21 protein-coding genes and 1 pseudogene are annotated in these 23,091 nt (G+C 70.8%); 12 read left to right on the forward strand and 10 right to left on the reverse strand.

Annotated features, from left to right (window positions below):
• The 5 genes and pseudogenes from ACYVD5_RS07470 to ACYVD5_RS07490 form a co-directional block, all read left to right on the forward strand.
• A pseudogene (locus ACYVD5_RS07470) lies at positions 1 to 942 on the forward strand (DNA polymerase III subunit gamma/tau); the annotation flags it as partial.
• 193 nt (positions 943 to 1,135) lie between these two features.
• A complete protein-coding gene (locus ACYVD5_RS07475; protein WP_461000343.1) occupies positions 1,136 to 1,504 on the forward strand; it encodes a YbaB/EbfC family nucleoid-associated protein in 369 nt (122 codons plus the stop codon).
• A 201-nt stretch (positions 1,505 to 1,705) separates the two neighbouring features.
• Positions 1,706 to 2,305 carry a recombination mediator RecR gene (recR, locus tag ACYVD5_RS07480; protein ID WP_461000192.1) on the forward strand — a complete coding sequence of 200 codons (600 nt, stop codon included), beginning with the start codon at positions 1,706 to 1,708 and terminating at the stop codon, positions 2,303 to 2,305.
• 248 nt (positions 2,306 to 2,553) lie between these two features.
• The gene (locus ACYVD5_RS07485) at positions 2,554 to 3,825 is read left to right on the forward strand and encodes an aspartate kinase (RefSeq protein WP_461000193.1); all 1,272 of its coding nucleotides are present in this window, start codon (positions 2,554 to 2,556) and stop codon (positions 3,823 to 3,825) included.
• Positions 3,822 to 4,880: an aspartate-semialdehyde dehydrogenase gene (locus tag ACYVD5_RS07490; RefSeq protein ID WP_461000194.1), complete on the forward strand. Its 1,059-nt coding sequence runs from the start codon at positions 3,822 to 3,824 to the stop codon at positions 4,878 to 4,880. Before ACYVD5_RS07485 ends, ACYVD5_RS07490 begins: the two co-directional genes overlap by 4 nt.
• Before the next feature lie 97 nt (positions 4,881 to 4,977).
• Here the strand turns inward: ACYVD5_RS07490 and ACYVD5_RS07495 are convergent, their stop codons facing one another.
• From ACYVD5_RS07495 to ACYVD5_RS07525, 7 genes are all read right to left on the reverse strand, one after another.
• Complete coding sequence (locus tag ACYVD5_RS07495; protein ID WP_461000195.1) at positions 4,978 to 5,709, reverse strand: GntR family transcriptional regulator; 732 nt, start codon at positions 5,707 to 5,709, stop codon at positions 4,978 to 4,980.
• Between the two features lie 2 nt (positions 5,710 to 5,711).
• On the reverse strand, positions 5,712 to 7,592 hold the full coding sequence (locus ACYVD5_RS07500) for a S9 family peptidase (protein WP_461000196.1): 1,881 nt from the start codon (positions 7,590 to 7,592) through the stop codon (positions 5,712 to 5,714).
• 114 nt (positions 7,593 to 7,706) lie between these two features.
• Complete coding sequence (locus tag ACYVD5_RS07505) at positions 7,707 to 8,225, reverse strand: NUDIX hydrolase (protein ID WP_461000197.1); 519 nt, start codon at positions 8,223 to 8,225, stop codon at positions 7,707 to 7,709.
• A 487-nt stretch (positions 8,226 to 8,712) separates the two neighbouring features.
• Positions 8,713 to 9,999 carry a dihydrolipoamide acetyltransferase family protein gene (locus tag ACYVD5_RS07510; protein ID WP_461000198.1) on the reverse strand — a complete coding sequence of 429 codons (1,287 nt, stop codon included), beginning with the start codon at positions 9,997 to 9,999 and terminating at the stop codon, positions 8,713 to 8,715.
• Positions 10,000 to 10,013: 14 nt separating this feature from the next.
• Entirely contained in the window at positions 10,014 to 11,012 is a 999-nt protein-coding gene (locus tag ACYVD5_RS07515) for an alpha-ketoacid dehydrogenase subunit beta (RefSeq protein WP_461000199.1), read from the reverse strand.
• A gap of 14 nt (positions 11,013 to 11,026) precedes the next feature.
• Positions 11,027 to 12,157, reverse strand: a complete 1,131-nt coding sequence (pdhA, locus tag ACYVD5_RS07520) for a pyruvate dehydrogenase (acetyl-transferring) E1 component subunit alpha (RefSeq protein ID WP_461000200.1) — start codon at positions 12,155 to 12,157, stop codon at positions 11,027 to 11,029.
• A 368-nt stretch (positions 12,158 to 12,525) separates the two neighbouring features.
• On the reverse strand, positions 12,526 to 13,203 hold the full coding sequence (locus ACYVD5_RS07525; RefSeq protein WP_461000201.1) for a GntR family transcriptional regulator: 678 nt from the start codon (positions 13,201 to 13,203) through the stop codon (positions 12,526 to 12,528).
• A gap of 696 nt (positions 13,204 to 13,899) precedes the next feature.
• Between ACYVD5_RS07525 and ACYVD5_RS07530 the strand changes: the two genes are divergently transcribed.
• On the forward strand, positions 13,900 to 14,643 hold the full coding sequence (locus ACYVD5_RS07530; RefSeq protein ID WP_461000202.1) for a phosphatase PAP2 family protein: 744 nt from the start codon (positions 13,900 to 13,902) through the stop codon (positions 14,641 to 14,643).
• Between the two features lie 140 nt (positions 14,644 to 14,783).
• Here ACYVD5_RS07530 and ACYVD5_RS07535 read toward each other — a convergent pair whose 3' ends face one another.
• The gene (locus tag ACYVD5_RS07535) at positions 14,784 to 15,752 is read right to left on the reverse strand and encodes a TIGR03557 family F420-dependent LLM class oxidoreductase (protein ID WP_461000203.1); all 969 of its coding nucleotides are present in this window, start codon (positions 15,750 to 15,752) and stop codon (positions 14,784 to 14,786) included.
• A gap of 172 nt (positions 15,753 to 15,924) precedes the next feature.
• Positions 15,925 to 16,542 carry a DUF1349 domain-containing protein gene (locus ACYVD5_RS07540; RefSeq protein WP_461000204.1) on the reverse strand — a complete coding sequence of 206 codons (618 nt, stop codon included), beginning with the start codon at positions 16,540 to 16,542 and terminating at the stop codon, positions 15,925 to 15,927.
• Positions 16,543 to 17,076: 534 nt separating this feature from the next.
• Between ACYVD5_RS07540 and ACYVD5_RS07545 the strand changes: the two genes are divergently transcribed.
• From ACYVD5_RS07545 to ACYVD5_RS07570, 6 genes are all read left to right on the forward strand, one after another.
• A complete protein-coding gene (locus tag ACYVD5_RS07545) occupies positions 17,077 to 17,787 on the forward strand; it encodes a pyridoxine/pyridoxamine 5'-phosphate oxidase (protein ID WP_461000205.1) in 711 nt (236 codons plus the stop codon).
• A 199-nt stretch (positions 17,788 to 17,986) separates the two neighbouring features.
• Positions 17,987 to 18,382: a VOC family protein gene (locus ACYVD5_RS07550; RefSeq protein ID WP_461000206.1), complete on the forward strand. Its 396-nt coding sequence runs from the start codon at positions 17,987 to 17,989 to the stop codon at positions 18,380 to 18,382.
• A gap of 492 nt (positions 18,383 to 18,874) precedes the next feature.
• Positions 18,875 to 20,338 (forward strand): endo-1,4-beta-xylanase, encoded by a 1,464-nt coding sequence (locus tag ACYVD5_RS07555; RefSeq protein WP_461000344.1) that lies wholly within the window; start codon positions 18,875 to 18,877, stop codon positions 20,336 to 20,338.
• A gap of 190 nt (positions 20,339 to 20,528) precedes the next feature.
• The gene (locus ACYVD5_RS07560) at positions 20,529 to 21,005 is read left to right on the forward strand and encodes a DUF5980 family protein (RefSeq protein WP_461000207.1); all 477 of its coding nucleotides are present in this window, start codon (positions 20,529 to 20,531) and stop codon (positions 21,003 to 21,005) included.
• 158 nt (positions 21,006 to 21,163) lie between these two features.
• Entirely contained in the window at positions 21,164 to 21,634 is a 471-nt protein-coding gene (locus ACYVD5_RS07565; RefSeq protein ID WP_461000208.1) for a hypothetical protein, read from the forward strand.
• A gap of 3 nt (positions 21,635 to 21,637) precedes the next feature.
• Entirely contained in the window at positions 21,638 to 21,940 is a 303-nt protein-coding gene (locus tag ACYVD5_RS07570; protein WP_461000209.1) for a winged helix-turn-helix domain-containing protein, read from the forward strand.
• A gap of 86 nt (positions 21,941 to 22,026) precedes the next feature.
• On the opposite strand, the gene ACYVD5_RS07575 is transcribed toward ACYVD5_RS07570, so the two are convergent.
• Positions 22,027 to 22,953, reverse strand: a complete 927-nt coding sequence (locus ACYVD5_RS07575; RefSeq protein WP_461000210.1) for an AEC family transporter — start codon at positions 22,951 to 22,953, stop codon at positions 22,027 to 22,029.
• Positions 22,954 to 23,091: the final 138 nt, after the last annotated feature.

The following is a 23,091-nucleotide window of genomic DNA, read 5'->3' on the forward strand; positions in this document are numbered from 1 at the left end:
CAACCCGCCCCGGCGGCTCCCGCGGCGCCGGCCGCCGATTCCGGTGCGCGGCAGGATGCCCGGCCCCCGGCCCCCGACGACTGGGGCGACCCCGGCGGTGGGGCCGCCGCACCCGCGCCTGCGCCTGCTGCGGCGCAGCGCGCACCCGCCGCGGGCGGTGGCGCCGACCTCGGCAGCCTCCAGGCGGCGTGGGGACAGGTCATCGAGGCCGTCAAGGGCATCCGCCGGTTCACCTGGGGTGTGCTCAGCGGGAGCGATGTCCGCCCGGTAGGGCTCGAAGGCAACCTCGTCCAACTGGGTTTCACCCGCGCCAACGACGCCAAGGGCTTCTCCAACAGCGGCAGCGACCAGGTCGTGGCCCAGGCCATCCGCCAGGTTCTGGGTATGGAGGTCCGGGTGGCGGCCGTGCCCGCCAACGGCTCGGGGCCGGCCGCGGCGGCGCCTCCCGCGCCGCCCCGCCCGCCGGCAGCGCCGCCGGCAGGCGAACCCGCCGGCTGGGATGCGCCTGCGGACCGGCAGCCTGCGCAGGCTCCGGGCGCACCGGCGCCCGCAGCGGGCGGCGCCGAGGCATCGGCCGCCTCCGGCCCCGGTGCCCAGCAGCGCGCAACGGCCGCCGATCCGCCGCCCGCGCCCGGCCCGCCTGCAATGGCGCACCAGCAGGAGCCGCCACCCGATCCCTACGAGGACGCGGCCCACGCCCCGCCTCCCGAGCCGGAGCCCGGGGGCGGGCCCCCACCCGCCGCCGCGCAGCCGGCACCGGCTCCCGACCCCGCGGGGCCCGGCGGCTCCGGCGGTACGGCGCACTCCGCCGCGCCGGGCGCGCAGCCGGGCACCAACGGGCAGGCATCCGCAGGCGGCGCCAAGGGGGCTTCCGGGTTCGCGCTGGTCGAGTCCGAGCTCGGCGGCAAGATGATCAGCGAGATCGACCACTCCGCCGAATGAGCCCGGCTGCGCGGGCCGCACGCGCCCGCCGCATGCGGTGGTTCGCGGGCGCGGGCCCGCGTGCCGCCGATTACCCGTCCCGGCGCATCGCCGGCCGTGCCGGAAGGCGCGCGAACCGAAGCGCGCGAAGCGGATACGCTCGCAAGCACGGACAGCGCAGGCAAGGAGAGATGCAGTGAACCCTGGCGGCGGAATGGACATGGAGGCCCTCCTCCAGCAGGCCCAGCAGATGCAGCAGCAGCTGATGGAGGCCCAGCAGCAGCTCGACGAGGCCAAGGTCGAGGGCACCTCTGGCGGGGGCCTGGTCAAGGTCACGGTGAACGGCCGCGGTCTGGTCGAGGAGATCAGCATCGATCCCCAGGCCATCGACACCGAAGACACCGCCGAGACCGCGCAGACGGTTGCGGACATGGTGCTGGCGGCCATCCGCGACGCCGAGTCCTCGGTCGAGGAGTTGCAGCAGGAGAAAATGGGCCCGCTCGCCGAAGGCATGGGTGGCGGCGGCATGCCCGGCGGCGGTCTTCCCGGTGGCGGCGGCATGCCGGGGCTCCCGGGATTCTGATCCGGTTCCGCCCGCGGGCCGCTCGCGGGCGGAACCGGACGCCTTCCCGCCACCGCGGCCGGCAGGCGGGGATGCCGCAGCTCCGCGGTCCTGCCGGGCCGGTCGGCCCCGGCGGCCGCACCGCCGCCCCATGCAGTGGAGGCAGCGCACCGCGGCCTGGGCTACGGTGGGAGGGGTACTGATGAGACACGTGGGTGGCAAATGTACGAAGGCGCGGTTCAGAATCTGATCGACGAGCTCGGGCGGCTGCCCGGCGTCGGTCCGAAAAGCGCGCAGCGCATCGCCTTCCACCTGCTCGCCGCCGAGACCGCCGATGTCAAGCGCCTCGCCGGCGCGCTGGTCGAGGTCAAGGACCGGGTGCAGTTCTGCGGCGTGTGCGGCAATGTCTCCGAGGAGTCCGAGTGCCGCATCTGCCGCGATGCCCGGCGCGACTCCGCCGTCATCTGCGTCGTCGAGGAACCCAAGGACGTCGTGGCCATTGAGCGCACCCGCGAGTTCCGCGGCCGCTACCACGTCCTGGGCGGCGCGATCAGCCCCATCGAAGGCGTCGGTCCCGACGACCTCCGCATCAAGGAGCTGATGTCCCGCCTATCCGATGGCCAGATCACCGAGCTGATCCTGGCCACCGACCCCAACCTGGAAGGGGAGGCCACCGCGACCTACCTGGCGCGGTTGGTCAAACCCATGGGGCTGAAAGTCACCCGGCTGGCCAGCGGCCTGCCCGTCGGCGGCGACCTTGAGTACGCCGACGAGGTGACTCTGGGCCGGGCCTTCGAAGGCCGGCGGAGTTTGGAGTTCTAGCTCACATTCCGCAGCGGGGCGCCCGGCCGGTACGGCCGGTCGGCGGTGCGGCGTTTGCCGAGCTGGCGGCGCAACTTGCCGGAAACACGAGTATTCGCCCGCCCACCGGGTACGTCCCCGCGCCGGTGCTCTGCGGCCCGCGGCCTGCCAGCGCCGACTCCCCCGCAGGTGAGACGGCGTCTCCGACATTTCGCTGACTACACTTCTCAGTTGATTACCGTGATCCCGAACCCTCAGGAGCAACGACCGTGGCTCTGATCGTGCAAAAGTACGGTGGGTCTTCCGTGTCCGACGCGGAAGCCATCAAGCGAGTGGCACAGCGGATCGTCGCTCAGAAAAAGGCGGGTTACGACGTCGTCGTCGTGGTCTCGGCCATGGGCGACACCACTGACGAGCTACTCGACCTCGCCGAGCAGGTCTCGCCGCTGCCTCCCGGCCGCGAGCTGGACATGCTGATGACCTCCGGCGAGCGCATGTCCATGGCGCTGGTCGCCATGGCGATCGGCAACCTCGGCTACGAGGCCCGTTCGTTCACCGGTTCGCAGGCCGGAGTCATCACCACGGCTCTGCACGGCAACGCCAAGATCATCGATGTCACTCCCGGACGTATCCAGGAGGCGCTGGACGAGGGCTCCATCTGCATCGTCGCGGGCTTCCAGGGCGTTTCGCAGGACAGCAAGGACATCACCACCCTGGGCCGCGGCGGCTCCGACACCACGGCCGTCGCCCTCGCCGCGGCGCTGAACGCCGACGCCTGCGAGATCTACAGCGACGTCGACGGCGTTTTCACCGCCGACCCGCGGATCGTGCCCACCGCGCAGCGCATCCCCAAGATCTCCTACGAGGAGATGCTGGAGATGGCCGCCTGCGGCACCAAGATCCTGCACTTGCGCTGCGTGGAGTACGCCCGGCGGTTCGGAATACCGCTGCATGTCCGCTCGTCGTTCAGTCAGAAGCCCGGTACCTGGGTCGTCACAGAAGTTGAGGAATCCGAAGGTATGGAACAACCGATCATCTCCGGTGTCGCACACGACCGGAGCGAGGCCAAGATCACGGTCGTGGGCGTCCCCGACCGGATCGGCGAGGCGGCGACCATCTTCTCGGTGCTCTCCGACGCCGAGATCAACATCGACATGATCGTGCAGAACGTGTCGGCGGCCTCCACCGCGCGCACCGATATCTCCTTCACCGTGCCGATGGACGCCGGCCAGACCACGCTGGCCGCTCTGAAGAAGGTGCAGGACAAGGTCGGTTTCGAGTCGCTGCGCTACGACGACCAGATCGGCAAGGTCTCGCTGATCGGCGCGGGGATGCGCTCCTACCCGGGCGTCACCGCGCGCTTCTTCGACGCCCTGGCCAAGTCGGGCACCAACATCGAGATGATCTCGACCTCGGAGATCCGCATTTCCGTGGTCGTCGAGCAGGACCAGGTCGACACGGCCGTGGCGGCGGCGCACTCCGAGTTCGAACTCGACGCAGCCCAGGTCGAAGCCGTTGTTTACGGAGGTACCGGACGATGAGCCAGCTCCCCACTCTTGCCGTCGTCGGTGCCACCGGGGCCGTCGGCACCGTGATGCTCGACATCCTCTCGACCCGCGAGAACGTCTGGGGCGAGATCCGCCTGGTCGCCTCGCCGCGTTCGGCGGGCAAGCGGCTCACCGTCCGCGGTGAGGAGGTCGAGGTCCAGGCCCTGGCGCCCGAGGTCTTCGACGGGGTCGACGTGGCCATGTTCGACGTCCCCGACGAGGTCTCGAAGCAGTGGGCGCCGGTCGCCGCCGAACGGGGCGCGGTGGCGGTCGACAACTCCGGCGCGTTCCGCATGGACCCCGAGGTCCCGCTGGTGGTGCCGGAGGTCAACGCCGATCAGGCCCGCAACCGCCCCCGCGGCATCATCAGCAACCCCAACTGCACCACCCTGTCGCTGATCGTGGCGATGGGCGCGCTGAACCGGGCTTATGGGCTGGCCGGCATGGTGGTGTCCTCCTACCAGGCGGCTTCGGGCGCCGGCCAGGAGGGCATCGACACCCTGCACGACCAGATCGAGAAGGCGGCCACCGACCGCACCCTGGGCAGCCGCGCCGGCGATGTGCGGGCCGCGGTGGGCGAGCTGGGCCCGTTCCCGGCCCCGCTGGCGATGAACGTGGTGCCGTGGGCCGGCTCGCTGAAGGAGGACGGTTACGCCTCCGAGGAGGTGAAGGTCCGCAACGAGTCCCGCAAGATCCTGGGCGCGCCCGACCTCCCGGTTTCGGCTACGTGTGTGCGGGTGCCGGTCGTCACCACCCACTCGCTGGTGGTGCACGCCACGTTCGACGGTGAGGTCACCGCCGACGGTGCCCGCGACGTGCTCGCCTCCTCGCCGGGCATCGTGGTTCAGGACGACCCCGCCCGCGGCGAGTACCCGACTCCCGCCGACGTGGTGGGCACCGACCCCACCTGGGTGGGCCGGATCCGCCGTTCGCTGGACGACCCGAAGTCGCTGGAGCTGTTCATGTGCGGCGACAACCTGCGCAAGGGCGCCGCGCTGAACACCGCCCAGATCGCCGAGGTCGTGGCCGGAGAGTTCACCGGCGCCTGATCCGGGCGGTCCGTGCGTTGACCAACCCGGTGGCCGGCCGCAGCGCGAACCGCGCAGTGGTCGGCCACCGGTGTGTCGGGGGCTCTGGCGAGCGGCGTTAGCGCCCCTTCTTGGGCGGCCGCGCCAGGCTGAGCCGGTAGAGCAGCCGGCAGTGGTCGATCGACCCGACCAGGTCGGAGGTCTCGACCGGGCGCGGCCCCTGGTAGTGCGTGCGTTCGACGACTAGCACGGGCAGTCCGGGGGCCAGGTGCAGCAGGTTGGACTCGGGTTCGCGCAGCGGGCGCACGCACACCTCCTCGACGACCCGGTCGATGACCACGCCCGCGGCGCCGAGGCGCTGCAGCACGCTGGTGCCGGGCTCGGCGTCGGCGGGCGTACGCAGCGTGCCCTGGGTGAGCGACGCCGGCTCCCAGGCGGTGTGCAGCGCCACCGGCGCGTCGTCGGCCATCCCCAGGCAGCGGGTGCGGAACACGCGCGCGCCGTCGCGGACACCCAGCCGCCGCGCGATCAGCCCGCACACGGTCTCGGACCGGGCGCCGAGGTCTTCGCGCTGCAGCGGGTCGACCCCCGAACCCGAGGAGCGGTCGGTGCGGGAGAACCGGTGGATCTCCGGCACGGTGCGCACGTAGTAGCCCGACCCTGGCCGGGCCTCGACGAGCCCTTCGCTGACCAGTAGCCGCAGCGCGTGCCGGGAGACCTGTTCGCTGACCCCGTAGGTGCGGGACAGCCGGGAGCGCGACGGCAGCCGCGAGCCGGGTTCGAGGTCGCCGTTGAGGATGGGGCGGCGCAGCAGGTCGGCCACCCACAGGTAGCGCGGTTGCCCACCCATGGTTACGACACTCCCGGAGGTGCGCCTTCCCGCCGACCGGTGACTCTCAACGCGAAGTCGAGTTCGGCGGCCATCTGGCGGATCCGCTCGTCGACCACGAACGAGCCGTGCCCGGAGTCGAAGCGGTAGACCTCGTGCGGTTTGCCGAGCTCGGCGAGCCGGGCAAGGTAGTTCTCGACCTGGCGGATCGGGCACCGCGGGTCGTTCTCGCCGGCCAGGACCAGCACCGGTGCCTGCACGTCGGCCGCGTAGGTGATGGGCGAGGAGGCGCGGTAGAGCTCGGGGACCTCGGCGGGCGAACCGCCGAACATCGACCGGTCGAAGGCGCGCAGCGCCTCCATTTCGTCGGCGTAGGCGGCCTCGTAGTCGGCGATGGGCACGGCCGCGATGCCGCCGCTCCAGTCGGCGGGGCGCCGGCCCAGCGCCAGCAGGGCCAGGTAGCCGCCCCACGAGCCGCCTTCGATGAGCAGCCGGCCGGGGTCGGCCAGCCCGGTCTCGACCGCCCAGTCGCGCACTGCCGTGATGTCCTCCAGTTCGGTGGTGCCCACCCGCCCTTCAAGTGCGTCGCGCCAGGCCGCGCCGTAGCCGGTCGAGCCCCGGTAGTTGACGCGCACCACCGCGAAGCCGTGGTCGACCCAGGCGGCGACATCGGGCAGGAAGGAGTCGTAGTCCTGGTCTTGGGGGCCGCCGTGCACGACGAAGACCGCCGGGTAGGGCCGCCGGCCCTCGGGCGGGACCGAGACGAGCGCGTGCACGCTGCCGCCGGGGCCCGGGATGAGGGCGTCCTGAACGGGCACCGAAGGCGGCGCCTTGGGGCCGGCGGTTTCGAGCACGACGGCGCCGGTGGTGTCGCGCACGGTGGGCGGGTGCTGCGAACTGGACCAGGAGTATTCGACGGTGCCGTCGGGCCGGGCGGTGGCGGCCGAGACCACGCCGGGGCCGGTACCGATCGGCGTGAGCGCGCCCGATGCGAGGTCGTAGCGGTGCAGCAGGACGCGGCCCCGGGTCTCCTGCGTGATCAGCAGGGCGGCGGCATCGGGTGTCCAGTCGGCCGACAGTTCGCCGTCGAGGCCGGTGCGGATCTCCTGCTGGGCGCCTGAGACGGGGTCCCAGAGCAGGGGCGCGCGGCGGCCCCGGCGCTCGTGCAGCACCAGCAGCCTGCGGCCGCCGGGTTCGAAGGCCACCGGCGCGAGGTCGAGGCCGGGGCCGTCCCACAGGTCGGCGACGGTCTCGGCCGCATCGGCCGCCGCAGCGGGCGCGGACCCGGCCGGCTCCGCCGGCTCGGCGCCTGCCGCCGCTGCTGCCGCCGCGGATCCGGCGCCGGGAACAGGGCCGGGGGCCGGCCGCAGCACCCGCACCGCCATGTGCCGGCTGTCGCCGTGCTCGCTGTGGGCCAGCGCCAGCAGCGAACCGTCGTCGGAGAGATCGGCCACCCAGCCTTCGGACCGGTGGGCGTAGACCGTGCGGGCGGTCCCGCCGGCGGTCGCGGCGTGCGCGCTGAAGCCGTGGTCGGTGGAGCGCCCCACCACGGCGAAGCCGTCGCTACCCAGCGCCAGGCCGCCGATGTAGGAGGGGGAGAGGCCGGGCAGCGGGGTGTCGTCGGGCCCGCCGGCAAAGGGCCGGCGCCGCCACACGCCGAACTCGTCGCCGTCGGTGTCGTCGAACCACCACACCCATTGGCCGCTGGGGTCGAGGACACCGTGTTCGGTGCCGTGGCTGCGCTTGGTCAGTTGCCGCTGTTCGCCGGTGGTCCGGTCCCAGGAGTGGAGTTCCCAGGTGCCGCTGATGTTGCTGCGAAACAGCGAGCGGTCCGGGGCCTGCCGCGCCCACGAAGGGAGACTGACCCTGCCCGCGCTGAACCGATCCTGCCAACGCTCGCCCATGACCTCCAGTAAAGCAGCCGGGACGGCCCTGATGTGCGCGAATCGTTCAGTTGGCGGGCTTCGCGGGCCCGGACCCCCGCCGGCACCGGCCGCCCGGGCACCCACCCAGAACCTTCACGGGGAGAGGGCGGCGTCCACCGGCGCCATCTCCACGCTGTCGGCGGCCAGCAGCCGGCGCACCAGCGCAGGGTCGTAGTCGGACAGGCCGGCGTCGTTGAGCACGACCATGTCGGTGGGGTGCGGCAGGATGTCGCGCGCGTGCACCTGGGAGATCCCCGCCACCTCTGCCGGGTCGGGCGCGAACCCTTCGGGCACCGTGCACGCCCGCAGCGCCCGGTAGACGTGCATGCGGAACCAGTAGTCCTCGCCGTCCTCGCTGCGGCCGCGGATGTCGTAGATCCCGGTCGGTGCCATCGGACCCGCACTCACCCCGGTCTCTTCGGCCGCCTCGCGGCGCGCCGCCTGCTCCGGGCTTTCACCGGGCTGGATCCGCCCGCCCGGAAGCAGCCAGTGGCCCGCGTAGACGCCCCGGTTCTGCAGGACGAAGGTGAGGGTCCACTCCGGTCCGGGGGCGATGGCCGCCGCGGTCATGACCGGGGCGGATGCGGACTCTGGCTGCGGGGAGGTCGTCATGCGGGAGTCTCCTGGTCGACGCCGGGGGATGGCTGGCTTGGGCGGCCGCCCGGTGGACGGCACACCGCGGGGTGGCCGGGCACGGCCACCCCGGCACCGGGCGCCGAACCGAGGGAGGCGCCGCCGCCCGATGCCGCCGCGCAGCCGGCCGCCTGGCGGTCCGGGCCTGCCCGGCCGCCGGCCGCCGACTGTGTGCGGGAAGCACCAGCCTGGCGCATCCGCCGACGTCACCGCCACCTCCGGGTCCATCCGCCGGCAGGCCCGCGCCGTGCGCCCGGCCCGGTTTGGCCGCGCCGCATCCGGCCTGCACCGGCACCCACCTGCAAGGTTTCACGTGGAACCGTGCTCGCGGTGCCGGATTCGCTGCGTGCTGACCGTTCCCGCGCAGGCTGCGTGCCGGTCCTGCGCACGCCCCCAACGTCCGCACACAACGGCGCCCGCCCCCGCAGCAGCGGGGACGGGCGCGGCAACCGAACAGGCCGACCGGCTAGATGACGATCCGCATCGGGTTCTCCAGCACTTCGGCGAGGTCCTTCAGGAAGGCCGCGCCGACCGCGCCGTCGACGGCGCGGTGGTCAACCGACAGTTCCAGCGAGATGGTGTTGCGCGCCACGACCTCGCCGTCGCGGACGACCGCCTGCTGCTTCATCGCCCCCACGGCCAGGATCGCGGCCTCGGGCGGGTTGATGACCGCCGAGAAGCTGTCCATCCCGTACATTCCGAGGTTGCTGACGCTGAAGGTGCCGCCGCTCATCTCCTGCGGCTTCAGCTTGCCCTCGCGCGCCCGCCCGGCGAGCTTGCGGCTGCGCTCGGCGATCTCCGACAGCGGGAGCTTGTCGGCGTCGTGCAGCACCGGCACGATGAGCCCGGCGTCGACCGCCACCGCGACGCCGACGTTGACGCGGCCGTGCTGCAGCAGCTTTTCGTTCACCCACGACGTGTTCACCTCGGGGTGTGCGTGCAGCGTGGTGGCGCAGGCCTTGACGATCAGGTCGTTGTAGCTGACCTTGTTGCCGGTGCCCTCCAGCTGTGCGTTGATCTGCGTCCGGAACTCCTTGAGCCCTTCGGCGTCGATCGTGCGGCGCAGGTAGAAGTGCGGCGCTTCCTGCTTGCTCTGCGTGAGGCGGCGCGCGATCACCTTGCGCACGTTGCTCACGCTCAGCTCGGTGGAGTCGCGGCCGTCGTCGAACGGCTGCTGACCGGGCGCACCGGCCGCCGCGGGCGCCTGTGCCGCCGCAGGGGCGGCTGCGGGCTCGACCGAGCGCTGCTGGGCCGCGGCCTCGATGTCGGCGCGCACGATGCGGCCCTTGGGGCCGGAGCCGCTGATGGACTCGATGTCCAACCCGTACTCGCGGGCGAGCCTGCGCGCCAGCGGGGAACTGCGCGGGCGCGTGCCCGCACCGCCGTCGGGGCCGCCGCCGGCGGGTTCGGCCGGGGCCTGCGGTTCGGCGGCGGGCTGCTGCGGCGCGGTCTCGGCGGGTTCGGCGGCAGCGGGTGCCGCCGAACCGCCGGAGGCGGGCTCGGCGGGCTTGGAGTCGGGGGTCTCGCCGATGTGGCCGATGACCGCGCCGATCGGGACGGTATCGCCCTCGGACACCGACTGGCCGACCAGGTAGCCGTCCTCGTAGGCCTCATACTCCATGACGGCCTTGTCGGTCTCGATCTCGACCAGGACGTCGCCCGATGCGACCTTGTCGCCGACGTTCTTGACCCAGGAGCTGATTACGCCTTCCTCCATGGTGTCGGAGAGGCGCGGCATGTAGATCTCAGACATCGTGTGGTTCCCCTTCACCCGACTCGCTTGCCGACAGCGCTCAGGGTCTCCTTGACGGCGGTGGTGATCGACTCGGCCGACGGAAGCGCGGCGGTCTCCAGCGGCTTGGCGTAGGGCAGCGGGACCTCGGCCATCGCGACCCGGCGCACCGGGGCGTCGAGGTAGTCGAAGGCGCCTTCCTGGATGGAAGCGGCGATCTCGGCGCCGATCCCGTAGGTCAGCCAGTCGTCTTCGGCGATCACCGCGCAGCCGGTCTTGCGCACCGAGTCGGCGATGGTCTGCCGGTCGAGGGGGCGCAGGCTGCGCAGGTCGACGACCTCGACGCTGATGTCCTGCTCGGCGAGCTGCTCGGCGACCTGCAGGCCCACGGCCGCCATCCGCGAGTAGCCGATGAGGGTGATGTCGCTGCCCTCGCGGGTGACCGCGGCGCGGCCGATCTCGGCGACCGGCTCCTGGCCCTCGGTGACCTCGCCCTTGGAGTTGTACAGTCCCAGGTTCTCCAGCAGCAGCACCGGGTCGTCGTCGCGGACCGCGGCGCGCAGCATCGCGGCCGCGTCGGCGGGGGAGCTGGGGGCGATGACCTTCAGGCCGGGGATGAACGCGTAGAACAGCTCGATGTTCTGCGAGTGGGTCGCACCGAGCTGCTGGCCGCCGCCGCCGGGGGTGCGGATGACCATCGGCACGCTGGTCTGGCCGCCGAACATCCCGTACACCTTGGCGGCGTGGTTGATGATCTGGTCGATGGCGATCAGCGAGAAGTTGATGGTCATGAGCTCGACGACAGGGCGCAGCCCCATCATCGCCGCGCCCACCGCGGCGCCGACGAAGCCCTCCTCCGAGATCGGGGTGTCGCGCACGCGGCGCTCGCCGAACTCGTTGAGCAGCCCTTCGGTGATCTTGTAGGAGCCCTCGAAGACGCCGATCTCCTCGCCGAGAAGCATTACGTTCTCGTCGCGGTGCATCTCCGCCCGCAGCGTGTCGCGCAGGGCCTGGCGGTAAGTGATGACAGACATGTACCCGTCCTTGTCTACTCGGCGAATACCGGGTCGGCGGGCATGCGGCGCGACTCGTTCGCCACGGGGGTGGCGTAGGTGTAGTCGAACAGCGTGGAGACCTCGGGGTGCGGGCTGTTCTCCGCGAAGTCCGCGGCGTCGGCGACCTCGTCCTTGACCGAGTCGGCGATCTCCTTCTTTTTGTCCTCGGTGAGTACGCCGGCCTCCTCAAGGGCGTCCTCGAAGGCGGAGACCGGGTCGTTGGCCCGGGCTTCGGCGGTCTGCTCCTCGCTGCGGTACTTGGCGGGGTCGACCACCGAGTGGCCCTTGAGGCGGTAGCTGGTCGCCTCAAGGATGTAGGGCCGCTGCTCGGAGCGGGCCTTCTCGACGAGGTCGGCGGCCGCATCGCGGACGGCCAGCACGTCGCGGCCGTCGACGCGCACACCCTCGATCCGGAAGGCGGACCCGCGCTTGTACAGGTCGGGCTCTGCCGAGGCGCGGTCGACCGTGGTGCCCATGCCGGTGAAGTTGTTGATAATGACGTAGACGATGGGCAGGTTCCACAGCGACGCGATGTTCAGCGATTCGTGCCAGGCGCCGATGTTGGTGGTGCCGTCGCCCATTTGGCACATGACGACCTCGTCGCCGCCGCGGTAGGACACGGCCATCGCCGCGCCGGTGGCCAGCGGCAGTTGGCCGCCGACGATGCCGTAGCCGCCCAGCATGCGGGTTTCGGTGTCGTACATGTGCATGGACCCGCCCCAGCCCTTGGCCACTCCGTCGGAGCGGCCGTAGAGCTCGGCCATGACCCGCCGCGGGCTGATGCCCTTGTGGATGGCATAGCCGTGGTCGCGGTAGTTGGTGTAGAGGTAGTCGCGTTCCTGGAGGGACTCCATGAGGCCCACGACCGTGGCCTCCTCACCCAGGTTCAGGTGGCAGTAGCCCCCGATCCGGGCCTGGGTGTAGGCCTGGCCGGTGCGCTCTTCGAACCGGCGGACCAGCAGCATCCGCCGGTAGTAGTCGAGGAGCACGTCCGGCTGTTCGTCGGCGATGCCCGGCGCGGAGCTGTTCGCGGCGGCACTGTCCGGGGCGGTGTTCCGGCTCCGCCGGCGGCCCCCTGTGCTCCTGGCGGTGCCGCCGCCTTTCGCCTTGGCCGTTTCAGCCATGCTGGTGCCTTTCTAACGTGCGGAGGCGGCCGTGTAGGGACCTGTAGGCCCGGTTTCGGCCGCTACCCGGGCGCGGCCGAAACCGGGCCCGGGAGAGGGTGCGCCGGCGCCGGGCTCAATCGGCGAGGCGCGCAAGTGGCTGTTTAGCTGGTCGTGGCAGGACTCGCGGTCCGCCCGCCTACCGTGTCACCCTTCCCCGCTTGCGGGCTCGGGTCACCCGTTTCGGTCGGCTCGCGTAGCGCATTCGACGCACATACCGTGTGATGTGCGTCGCGCACACTCTACGTACTGATCGATGATCGATCAATACGACTTTACGGGAGTTCCGCGACGAATCGGGCAGGCGGCGGGTGTATCGGCGGCAAGCCTCAGCCGGCGCGGTCGTAGGTCCGCATCGCCGCCTTGACGTAGTTCAGCACGTGTTCGCGCACCATCCGCCCGACATCGGGGTCGCCGGTGCGGAACGCCTCGGTGATCTGGGCGTGGTCGACCGCCTTGGCGTGCAGTTCCATGTTCAGCCAGCGCACCGACAGCCGGGTCCACACCTCGACCCCCAGCGACTCCCAAGTGTGAGAGAGGACACTGTTCTGCGCCGCCCGGACGATCTCGCGGTGGAACTCCACGCTGTGCTTTATCTGCGCCTCGACATCGCCCTTGGCCGTGGCGCGCTGAAGCGCCTCGACCTCGCGTTCCAGGGGCCGCGGATCAGCGGACAGCCGCGGCGCGGCCAGCTCGGCCGCAACCAGCTCCAGGCCCGCCCGCACGGGGTAGATCTCGGCCATGTCGGCGACACCGAAGTCGCGCACCCGGGCGCCCTTGTTCGGCACCGATTCGATCAGCCGCAGGGTCTCCAGCTCGCGCAGCGCCTCGCGCACCGGTGCCTGGCTGACGTTGAACTCGGTCGCGATACGGCGCTCGACGATGCGTTCGCCCGGCTGCCAGCGCCCCGAGAGCAGACCCTCGACCAGCATCTGCCGGATCTGCTCCCGCAGCGGGTTCCGGGCCAGGGGGGCGGACTCCTCCGGCCGCTCCGGGAGGTCGACCATCGACGGCCTTTCTGCTCGGGCCCCGGGCAAGGGCGTCGCGCGGGCGGTGCAAATTGGAAATCAAGGGCACTACGAAGCGTGCCATACGCAGCGCTCGGCGCCCGACCTCGATCGAGTTTGGCTAACGGAACGTCCAGCAGAGGGCGGCGCAGGGATGAACAGTATCCGCTAGCGCTCTGACCAGCAGGCAAATCCCGAGGTGAGGGCGTTGCTCCCAGCGAGTGTTCGTGCCACATCGAGTTACGGGGCGCTATGCTCGACTGTCGGAAATGTTCCATGAAAGCTGGGTAGCGTGGCGGTGTGTACCGCCCCGGCGGCGCGGCCGTCCGGGTGGCGGTGCCGCCCTGTACTGCCCCCGAACTTGCGGACCCCGGCGCAGGTGCCGGGCATCTCGGCCTCGGGAAGGCTCTGACCACCGCTTCCTCGCAAGGCCCGCCCATCTGTCCCTATCCGACCCTTACCGAGCGGCGAGCCCGTCCCCCCACAGCACAAACGTGCCGCAGGCCAGCCCACAAATCGTGAGACAGCACTGAGCACATGATGCATACACTGCGGATCCGGTCGAACCCGCCGTTGCAAGCCGGGATCTCGATACCTCGTCTTCGAACCCGACGGGCGCTCGGCGCCGCTCCTCGGACCACTGACACCACCGCCTCCGGGCGCAGACCGAACACACCCCAGGTCACCTGGCCGAGCGTGAGCGAAATTGCGTGGGGGCTGGCCTCGGACAAGGCAGCGATCTTCCTGGCCGTAGCGCTGATCATAATGACAGTGCTCTCAGCCGGTCCGCTCCACCCTATCGACAATCTGCTCAACAATGCACCCCGGCCGCTGTGGGAACAGATCCGAATTCCCATGATCCTGTGGCCCGACACGGTCGCTTCGCGTTTCGTGGCGCTGCCGGTATTGGGCGCGGTTTCGCTGCAGCTCGCCTACTGGCACCGGTCCTGGCGGCCGATCATCCTGGGGGCGGTGGGCGTTTTCGGCATGATGTCGCTGGTGGCGTCGATGAAGCTGATCTTCACGCGCAGCCACCCGCGCACCGGCGACCCCGCGTTCTTTGCCGACGGGGTCTCGTTCCCGTCGGGACACGGCGCCAACGCCATCATGATCTACGGCCTGGTGCTGTTCCTGATCATCCGTTACCGGGCGGCGCGGCCGCATATCGTGCGCAGGCTCGGCTACTGCATCGTGGGTATCTCGCTGCTGCAGATCTTCGTGTCGGTTTACCTGCACTTCCACTGGTTCACCGACCTGCTCGCCGGCATGGCCGCCGGCGGCCTGGGGCTGGCGCTGACCATCCGGTTGGACCGGATGATCCCCCAAGGGCGCACCGTCAACTGGTGGCCCTGGTACGGCCGCAACCTGTGGAGCGGCCAGGACCGCGATTCCGACGATGGTGCGCGGCCGGCCCAGCCCGAGTCGGCCGAACGCCGCTGAGCCGCCGGCCGCCCCGCAGCGGCGCGGGGCGGCCGACACCGGCATCTTCTGCGGGGGTGATCCCCTCGAGCATGCGGAAATGCCCAGATCCGACGCGGAATCACGGCATAATTGCATGCTCGGTGCCGTGTACGGCGCCCTCACCCGGCGGGTGCGATCTCGCGCAGGCGCCCGCTGAGTTCCTTGGCATAGAAGTCGAAGAAGCCGTCGGGGTCGGGGCCGGCGTTGACCAGCGCCAGCCGGTCGAACCCCGCGTCGGCGAACTGCTGGACGGCGGCCACGTGGCGCTCGGGCTCGGGGCCGTAGCCGAACGCCGCCTGCAGGTCCTCTTTGCGGACAAAGGCGGTCGCGGCCTCGAAGTTCACCACATCGGGCAGTTCGGCCTGCACCTTCCACCCGGTCACGCCGAAGCGGAACATCCGGTGCGCGGATTCCAGGGCCGCGTCCTCGTCTTTCGCCCAGGACAGCGGCACCTCGGCGTAGCGCGGCCCGCTGCCGCCGGCACCGCGGTAGGCCCGCACCAGTTCGGGCTTGGGCTCGGTGGCGAAGATGGCGTCGCCCAGCTCGGCGGCCACGCTCGCCGACGAGTTGCCGCTGATCGCGACAGCGATCTGCGGCGGGGTCTCGGGCAGGTCGTACACCTCGGCGTCGACCAGCCGCAGGTGTCTGCCCTCGAACGAACGGTGGCCGCCCTGCCACAGCAGCCGGATGATCTGCAGCGACTCCCGCAGCATCTCGTGGCGCTCGGTGACCGAGGGCCACGGCTTGCCGACCACGTGCTCGTTGAGCTGTTCGCCCGCTCCGATACCCAGCACGAAGCGGCCGTCGGACAGCAGCGCCGTCGTGGCCGCGGCCTGGGCGACCAGGGCGGGGTGGTAGCGGATGAACGGGCAGGTGACACCGGTGGCCAGGCCGATGCGCCGGGTGCGCGCGGCGATGGCGGCCAGGATCGACCAGGCGAAGCCGGAGTGCCCGTGGCTCTGCAGCCACGGATGGTAGTGGTCGCTGATCTCGACGAAGTCGAAGCCGACCTCCTCGGCGCGCTCTGCCTGGCGCACCATCTCCTGCGGCGAGTAGCCCTCGGCGAACAATTTGTAGCCGATCAACATGCTTCCTCCACCCCGGGGACAGCGGCACCCGGCGGCAGACGGCCGGCCACTCGGCCGGGGCCGCCGCCGCTTTGCGCGGCCGTCGCCCTCCCGCGGATCCAACGACGTCGGTACCGCAGCGCCGCTACCCGAGGTGACCAGCGGGCATGCGCCCCGGCGGCCCCGCGGGGGCTCAGCTGCCGTCGCGGATGTCGGCCGGGCGCTCGGCGGAGTAGGCGATTTCCTCGAACCCGGCGGTGGTGCCGGTTCCCGTCGGGCTCTGGGCGAGGAAGCCGACCTCGGGCTGCGGGGTCAGCGCGAAGTAGCGCACCAGGTCCCAGGGGCCGTCGCCCAGGCGCGCGTGGAAGGCGTAGGCCGAGCCGAGGCGGCTGATGCGCAGCCTGATGTCGCCGGCCGCGGGATCGGCGCTGAAGGAGTTGCAGTCGTCGCTGACGCCCCGGTTGACCACGGAGACCACGGTGGGCCGCCCCTGCGGCGACAGCTCCAGGCAGAGCTTCGCCCAGGAATCGGGCCCGGAGTACAGCAGTAGCACGGCGGCGTCGAAGGTGGCGGACAGGCCGGTGCGCACCAGCGCGCTGACGGAGAAGTCGCCGTTGAGGCCGCCGACGAGCGCGGGGGCGTTGGCGGGCCGGGCGCTGCCATCGGGGTCGGTGAACAGGTCGGTGCCCCCCGCCGCGCTGATGGCCAGTCGGTCGTAGCCGCCGATCTCGTAGTGCTCGGGCGTGTTGATCCAGCGCAGCGGGACGGGAAAAGCCGCGATCGAGACGGTTCCGGAGTCGGAAACGGCCATGGGGACTACTCCTGGGGCGGGAGGCCGCGGGGCGCGCGCCGCGGCGGCGGAAGAGAGGCAGGACATAGGCGGTCCGCGGCCGGTGAATTCACCGGTTCAGCAGGAACATACTGATTTCCAGCAATTGCCGCAAGGGTTCGTTGACAGCAGTCGAATTAGAATTTATTGTGTTTATTTGGGAGCGCTCCCAAAAATGTAGGCCATTTGTCCTGGTCCTAGTGCCGGCCCGGTGGCCGCGCCGCACGCCCGGTCCCGGCCGCTGCTGTCCGATAGCCCTGCGCAACCGGACGAAACAGCAGTGTGGCGAACATTCCAGGCCACTTGCAGCCTAGCTGACCGGACGGTCGGCATGCCGGTAAGTGCATTGGCGGATACGGCCGCCGAGGCTGTCCGAAACATCGGCGCGGTGTGCGCAGGGCGAAAGTGCGCCGTCGGCGGATTCCCGCTGGTGCGCCTATGCTGGTCGGCGGGCGCGGTGGCGGGGAATCGCCACTGTCCACAGAACACGGGAGTCCTGCGGAAAGGGCGGTTCGGATGGAGCGAAATCCCAGCGGCGCGGAAACGGCCGAGGCCGGGGGCTCTGCGGTGGGCGGCCCGATGCGCGACCGGCTGCGCGCCATCCCGGTGTTCGCCCGGGAGATCCCCGAATTCGACCCCGGTGCCGCGCCGGACGACCCGGTCGACCTGTTCGCCCAGTGGCTCGACCACGCGCTCGCGGCCGGCGTTCCCGAGCCGCACGTGATGAACCTGGCCACGTCCGACGCCGCGAACCGGGTCGACTCCCGCTTCCTGATTCTCAAGGACGCCGGGCCCGCGGGCTGGTCCTTTGCGACCGGGTCCGCCAGCCCCAAGGGCCTCGATCTCGCCGCCAACCCGCACGCGGCGCTGGCCTGCTACTGGCCGCTCGTTGCACGCCAGGTCCGCATCAGCGGCACCGCGGCTCCCGAGAGCCCGCGCACCAGCGCGGCCGACTTCCTCGCCCGCTCTCCAGAGGCGCGGGCCGAAGCCCTGGTGGGCGGCCAGAGCGCCCCGATGGAATCGGTCGAGCAGCACGAACGCGAACTGGCCGAGGCCCGTGAGCGGGTGGCCCGCGACCCCTCGCTGGTCGCGCCGGAGTGGACCCTGTACACGCTGCGGCCCGACCACGTCGAGTTCTGGCAGGGCGACAAGGACCGCAACCACGTCCGGTTGCGCTATACCGCGGCTCCGGACGGCGGCTGGCGCCGTACGCTCCTGCGTCCGTGAATGCGGCCCCGTCGGCCGGCGGCTCCGCCGCTCCGCGGCGCGTCGGCAAGGCGATTTGTCGGTACGGCGGCTCGCCGGTACTGCGGGCCGGGACACCCGGGCGGCCGGCGCCGGCACATGCCGCGGGCGGCACCGAACGGGCAGGATGGCCGGGTAGCCGATGGCGCTATGCAGATCCGGACACGATGAGGAGGCCCCGATGATCGGCCGTCTGTCGACTGTGGTGCTCGATGCCGCCGACCCGCACACGCTGGCGCGTTTCTACTCCGAACTGCTCGGCCTGCCCATCACCCGTGTCGACGGCGACTGGATCGACATCGGGAGCCCCGGCGGCACCCAGGTGAGCTTCCAGCACGCCCCCGACCACGTGCCGCCCCGCTGGCCGGATCCCGCCTACCCGCAGCAGCTCCACCTCGACGTCGAGATCGACGACATCGGCGAGGCCGAGCCCAAGGTGCTGGCCCTGGGTGCGGTCAAGGTCGGCGAGGCGCCCTACTTCCGCGTCTACACCGACCCCGCCGGCCACCCGTTCTGCCTGGTGTGGGGCGGCCCCGGCGAAGACGGCCGCCCGGCGGAACCGCCGGCGACGGCGTAGCGGCACAGAGCGGGTAGCAGGGCGACCCGGGTAGGCGGCCGCCGGTGACCTGATCGGCGGCCGCCCCTGAGGCCCACCGAACCGGTGGCGCCGCAGGTTGCGGCTCGCTTCTGCGGTGTGTTCCAGGCGTCCTTATTGGCGTTCAGGTGGGCGGACCGATCTCGAAACTATCGGATTCCCGTTGCGTTGAGATTGATGGCTGTGGCGGCCTCTCTCACGCGGACTTCCCTGACTGCCGTTAACGGTCTGCAGATTCACCGGCTTTCGGGCGGGCTATAACAATCACTTGGCTCCCGATAGTTTCGAGTTTTGGGGGTCTCGATCAGGTATTGCCTGGTATGCGATGCATGCCGATTCCGGGCCGCGAGAAGTCCGTAACGTCTTCTTCACGAGCTGTGTTGGCCGGTGTTACGTTCGGCACGCGGGAGCGCTCCCACCTGCAGATTCCCCCATCTGTCCTGCACACCTGGAGGTGCCGAAGTGAGACTCGCAATACGCGGGAACCGCGGAACACCGCGCCGCCACCGCACGGGCCCCGCCCGGCGGATGGCGGCCGCGGCGGCCGCGGCCCTGGTCGGCGCGGCGGTCCTGGCGCCCGCCGCACCGGCCGCCGCCGACTCCCCGCTCCGCGACCACGCCGCCCAGCAGGGCTTCGAGATCGGCGCGGCCCTGGGCGCCGGCCACCTGCAGAACGACGCCCGGTTCGCCGATCTGGCGGCCACCGAGTTCAACGCCGCCACCCCCGAGAACGCCATGAAGTGGGACGCCACCGAGCCGTCGCGCAACCAGTTCGACTTCAGCGGCGCCGACGCCTTCATGGACTTCGCCCAGGCCAATGACCAGCAGGTGCGCGGCCACACGCTGGTGTGGCACAGCCAGCTCCCGTCGTGGGTCGAAAACGGCAACTTCAGCGAGAGCGAACTGCGCTCGGTCATGCGGAACCACATCGACCGGGTCGCGGGCCGCTACGCCGGCGAGATCGCTTATTGGGACGTCGCCAACGAGATCTTCCTCGGCGACGGCTCGTGGCGGGACTCGGTCTTCTACCGGACGCTCGGCCCGGACTTCGTCGCCGACGCGCTGCGCATGGCCGCTGAGGCCGACCCCAGTGCCGAGCTGTGGCTGAACGACTACAGCATCGACGGCATCAACGCCAAGAGCGACGCTTACTACAACCTGATCCAGGACCTGCTGGCGCAGGGGGTGCCGATCGACGGGATCGGCCTCCAGGCCCACTTGATCAACGGCCAGGTCCCCGGCGACATGCAGCAGAACATCCAGCGCTTTGCCGACCTCGGTATCAAGGTGGCCGTCACCGAGCTGGATGTGCGCATCGAGATGCCCGCGAGCCAGAGCGAGCTCCAGCAGCAGGCGCAGGACTACCGCACGGTGATGAACGCCTGCCTGGCGGTCGATGGCTGCGTGGCGGTCACCGTGTGGGGCATCGTCGACCAGTACTCCTGGGTGCCCGACACGTTCGAGGGGCAGGGCGCCCCGCTGCTGTTCAACGACAACTACCAGCCCAAACCGGCTTACGACGCGGTGCACGACGTCTTGGCCGGCCAGGACGGCGGCGGCGATGACGGCGGTGGGGACGACGGCGGCGGTGACGACGATCCACCGGACCCGGCCGGCCCCTGCGAGGTCTCGTATTCGGTGACCAACGAGTGGAATGAGGGTTTCAGCGGCGAGGTCTCCTTTACCAACAACGGTGATTCCGCGCTGAACGGCTGGGAGCTGCAATGGGAGTTCCCCGGCGGCCAGCAGGTCACCAGCGGTTGGTCGGCCGACTGGTCGCAGTCGGGGTCGACCGTGACGGTGTCCAACGCCGAGTGGAACGCGTCGGTGCCGCCGGGCGGTTCGGTGGCGGTCGGCTTCAACGGTTCGCACAGCGGCGGCACCGCTGAGCCGGACGCGTTCACGCTCAATGGGCAGACCTGCAGTGTTGTGGACTAGTGGCTTGTCACGCGGCTGTTTCCGGATCACCGGTTCGGCTCCGGATCGGTGAACTCAGTGAATTCCGGGTGAAATGGTCTTGCGTGCCGATAATTAAATGGAAAACCTTCCGGGTAAACGGTTTCTTGAGTAAGATTGCTCGCGATGGTCGAATCGGAAATCCTCAAAACGCCCCCATCAGGAGGTTCGGATGAGATCCATCCAACGCGGAACCAACCTTGTGCTCGGTATGGCGGCCGTATTCGGGCTGGCGCTGGTCGGCGCGGCGCCGGCCGCGGCCGATTCGGAGCCGGCGCCGGCCGAGCCGAAGGCGGCCCCCGAAGCGACATGGAAACTGGAGGATTACGACCAGCGTGTCTGCATCAGGCACGCCGACCGGGGTTGGCCCAACACCTACGTCTTGGCGCCGATATCCGGGACCTGGTCGGAACCTCTCACGACGGGAGTCACGGACATGCCTCCCGGGTCCGAATCCCACGGCGGAAAGGTGTACCCGCCCGACCGGGACTACGACTCCAATCCCCCCGGCTTCGTCGGCGTGTCGTTCGGGCCCGCCCCGGTCGGCGACCACACCGCGACGATATGGGCGTCCGACGGCGAGGTGACCCAGACGGTGCCGGTGCTGCTGCGCTACACCAACGAGAACGCCTGCCGCTGGGAGTGGTGAACCACCGCTGAACGGGGCGTCCGGGCCGCCATCAGGTCCGGGCGCCCCGTTCCGTTGCGTGCGGCCGGAAGTGCGCGCGCGGCCGCAACCCGGCTTGCGCGGTGTTGCCTTGGCGGCTACTGTTTCCTTAAAGGAAACTAGGTGCTTGGAGGAGAATAATGGCGGATGTCGACCCGTCCGATGCGAGCAGGGCCCTTCAGGAAGCGCGTACGGCAACGCACGATGCGACCGCGGCGGTGGTGCAGCCGCGCTGGCGCTGGGCCCTGGCGGGAGGTGCGGTGTTCGCCGCATCGGTGTTCGCTTGGCTGGTCCCCGAGTCGTCGGACCTGCTCAACATGGCGCTGCTCGTGGTGGCGGTGGTGGTCTTCCTGCTCGCCCGGTCGCCCCGGTGGGCCGGTCTCACCGGCAAGCGGGCGCAGCTGACCGGCGAAGCGGTCCGGCGGGTCCGCACGCTGTCGCTGGCGACGATGGTCGGTGTGCTGGCGATGGCCGTCGTGGTCAACCGGGTGGTGCTTTACCTGTTCGGCGAGGCCTACCCGATCGGGGGCGCGCTGGCCGGTCTCGTGCTCGTCCTGGCCGGCCCGCGGTTCGCGCAGTGGTGGATCACCAGGCGCGGAAGCGGCGCCTAGGCCATGGAGATCGACCAACTGCTGGCCGACGCCACCCGGTTGAAGATCCTCGCGCTACTCGCCTCGTGCGACTGGGCCGATTTCTCGTTCGTGCGCGATACCGCGGGACTCTCGAAATCGGCGCTGTCGAAACAGATCGCGAAGTTGGAGGAACACGAGTATGTCGAGGTGCACAAGGGCTATGCGGGCAAGTTCCCGCGCACGGCCCTGCGGCTGACCGGCACCGGGCGGGCGGCCATCGAGAACCACCTTGCCGCGCTGCAGCAGATCGTCGACCAGAGCCGGCGGCACCGGCCATCCCAATAGCGGGCCCTGCCGGGCACCGCACACCGGCGGCCCGCCGGTCCCCGGACGGCCGGCGCGCCCCGCGCCGATCCGACCGGGACCGGCGTTCAGCCCAGCAGGAACGCGATCCCCACCAGCACCGGCAACGTCAGGAACGTCGATACCAGTACCGTCTCGCGGGTCATCTGCACGGCGGCGCGGTACTGCAGGGCGTAGGTGTACATGTTCTGCGCCGTCGGCAGCGCGGCGATCACCACCACCGCGAACAGTTCGGCGCCTTCCAGCCCGAAGCACCACGTGCCCAGCGCATAGGCCGCTGCCGGGTGGACCAGGCACTTCAGGAGCACCGCGAGTGCGACCGCGCCCTTTTCCGGGCCGCGGCCCGGCAGCGGGCTGCCGTACAGCGAGATACCGAAGGCCAGCAGTACCGCCGGCACCGACATCGAGCCCACCAGCTCGAACGGCTGCATCAGCGGGTCGGGTACCGTCAGCCCGCTCGCGGCGACCGCAACCCCGGCCAGGGATCCGATCACCACCGGGTTGCGCAGCGGCGCGGCCAGGATGCGCAGCGGGCCCGCCCGGGTACCCGACTCGCGGCTCCGCAGGTCCAACACTGTCAGGCCGATCGGGCCCAGCACGATCAGCTGGAACAGCAGCACCGGCGCGACAAGGGAGGCGTCGCCCAGCACGTAGGCGGAGATGGGGATGCCCAGGTTGCCGGCGTTGACGTAGGTCGCGCACAGTCCGCCCATGGCCGTCGCGCCGGCGCCCCAGCGGCGCAGCGCCCCGACGGCGACGAACAGGACGCCGACCAGCAGCGTGCTCAGCGCGCTCACCAGCAGGGGAGCATCGACCAGCACCGACAGGTCGGCGGTCGAGAGGATCTCGAACAACAGAGCGGGAGTGGCGACGTAGAAGGCCAGGGTGGTCAGCACCTGGCGGCCGTTGGCGCCGAGCACGTCCAGGCGGCCGAGCATGTAGCCGACGGCCACGATGCTGGCGATCACCCCGAACCCGATCATGACCCCGGTCACGGCGCGTCCCCCCAGCTTGCGGCTCGACCCCGCCCACCAACCGCGATGAGGCTAGCCGCGGCCGGCAGCGGGCCGCCACGGTCTGGGTCACATCCGCGGCGGGGGATCCGCCACATCACCGGTCACCGGACCGGCGGC

This window comes from Streptomonospora sediminis, assembly GCF_054778995.1.